At 41.2% G+C, this 2244-nt stretch carries 1 protein-coding gene; it reads left to right on the top strand.

All coding sequences use genetic code 11. The annotated features are described in order from the left end of the window. The coding region (locus AC1DSB_RS18300) for a S8 family serine peptidase (RefSeq protein WP_477587306.1) at positions 1–2244 on the top strand (2244 nt) is incomplete at both ends.

The following is a 2244-nucleotide window of genomic DNA, read 5'->3' as shown; positions in this document are numbered from 1 at the left end:
GAATAAACAAAAACAAGATCAAGTAATTGCACAAATTTCTAAGGAAAATTCAGCTTCTAAAGTAAATCATCGATTCTATGAAAGCTTTAACGGCTTTAGTATGGAAACGGAGTTTAGTAATGTAAAAGAAATTCAGGCAACTCCAGGTGTTATAAACGTGCATATCGCAAGGACGTTCCAACCATCTATGGGGGCAAGCAAAGAATTGGTACAAGCACAAATGGTATGGGAACAATACGGATATGAAGGAGAAGGATTGCTTGTTGCGATTGTCGACTCCGGACTAGACTATACTCATAAAGATATGACGTTGACAAAAAAAGGAAAAGAAAAAGAGAAGTGGACGCAAGAGAACATTCAAGGGGAACTCGCAGAAACAGCAGTAAACGAAGTATGGTACAGCGACAAAGTTCCGACAGGTTATGACTGGGCTGATAAAGATACAGACGTAATTCCACGCGGTCAATATGGAAGTTCACATGGTATGCATGTTGCAGGAACTGTAGGAGCTAATGGTGATGAAGCAAACGATGGAGTACAAGGGGTTGCACCAGGTGTGCAGTTGTTGGCAGAAAAAGTTTTCTCCGATAATGGCGGTGGAGCTTATGAAGACGATATCATCGCAGGTATCGAGCACGCGGTAACATTAAGCGCCGATGTTATCAACATGAGCTTAGGTTCTGACGCGGGATTTGTTGGCGAAGAGAACGACCCAATTCAAAAAGCAATTCGTCAAGCAACTGAACAAGGCACGCTAGTTGTTGTAGCAGGTGGTAACGCTGCTTACAGCACAAAAAATAATCTCTTGCCTTCTTCCGAAAAACCATATGCTGAGAATCCGGATATTGGAACAGTTGGAGAACCAGGAGTAAGCCCCTATGCGTTATCTGTTGCTTCCTATGAAAACACAAAAATGCATAAAACCACGCTTGCAGAAGAAAACGGTTTACAGCTTCCGTACCAAGACCAAACGCAATTTAATTTTAAACTCTCCAGAGTACTAACACCTACTGAGAGCTATGAAATGGTGTATGTAGGGGAAGGAAGAAAGGCAGACTTCGCTGGAAAAGACGTCGCAGGCAAAATAGTAGTTGCGAAACCGCAAGTACCCTATGCATTTTATTCTTATATTCAAGTGGAAGCAAAGAAGAATGGTGCGAAAGCAGTTATTCTAGTACCGCCAACCACAATGGCAGATTTCCCATATCTAAATTTCAGCTATCTATCTACTCCAGCTGCTACAACAAGTAAGGTTGCAGGAGATGCGTTAATCACAAAGCTTACAAGTGGTCAAATTGTTAAGATGAATATGACAAAGGGTATTTGGCTTGATAATCCTGATAAAAATACCATTTCCGACTTTTCATCTGTCGGAACTCCGCATACGTTAGACTTTAAACCAGAGCTTTCAGCACCGGGTGGCAACATTTATTCAACTGTTGCGGGCAATGAATATGAGGTTATGAGTGGAACATCCATGGCAACTCCTCATGTTGCAGGTGGTTCGGCATTGTTAATGCAAGCATTATATGAAAAAGGATTATCTCATTCAAAGAATACAGCACTAACGGCAAAAATCGCATTGATGAATACAGCGCAGGTAGTACAAGATCCCCGCACAAATAATGAAGTACCGTACTCACCGCGTGTACAAGGATCCGGCTTAATGAAAATTCAAAATGCAATTAAAACACCTGTTATTGTGACAAGCAAGGATACTCCGTTAGAGCAAGCCGGAGCTGTAGCGTTAAAAGAGATTAATAAAAAAGGTACGAACTTCAAGTTGAACGTGGAAGCCTTAAAAAATGTAGATGTAAAAGATTTAGAATACACGGTCTTTGTAGACGTTTTGACGGATGGAAAAGAAACAAAAGAATTTGACTTAGACGAAGACGGGAAATTGGATTCTAAAGAATATTTAACTTTAACAAGCAAGCATGTAAAAGGTGCTATTTCATCTATAAATGGCGAGAAAGTGACACATACACAAGGTGCGAAATTGAAGATTAAACCGGGTCAAGAAAAGAACCTAGACGTAAAACTTGTATTACCTGAAAGCTTGGAGGAAGGGACGTTTGTTGAAGGATTTGTTCGCCTAGTGCCAACAGGCAAAAACAGCAAGGCGGCAGTTCCGTTAACCGTTCCGTATATGGGCTACTRTGGAGATTGGGATCAGCCGCAGAACATTGATCCTGTTGCATGGGATAAAGATGCATTCTTAGGATATACCGTGCTTTGGAACGA

The sequence above is a fragment of the Paenisporosarcina sp. P4_E4_2 genome, from assembly GCF_056401595.1.
This window is presented reverse-complemented; position numbering and strand designations above follow the sequence as displayed.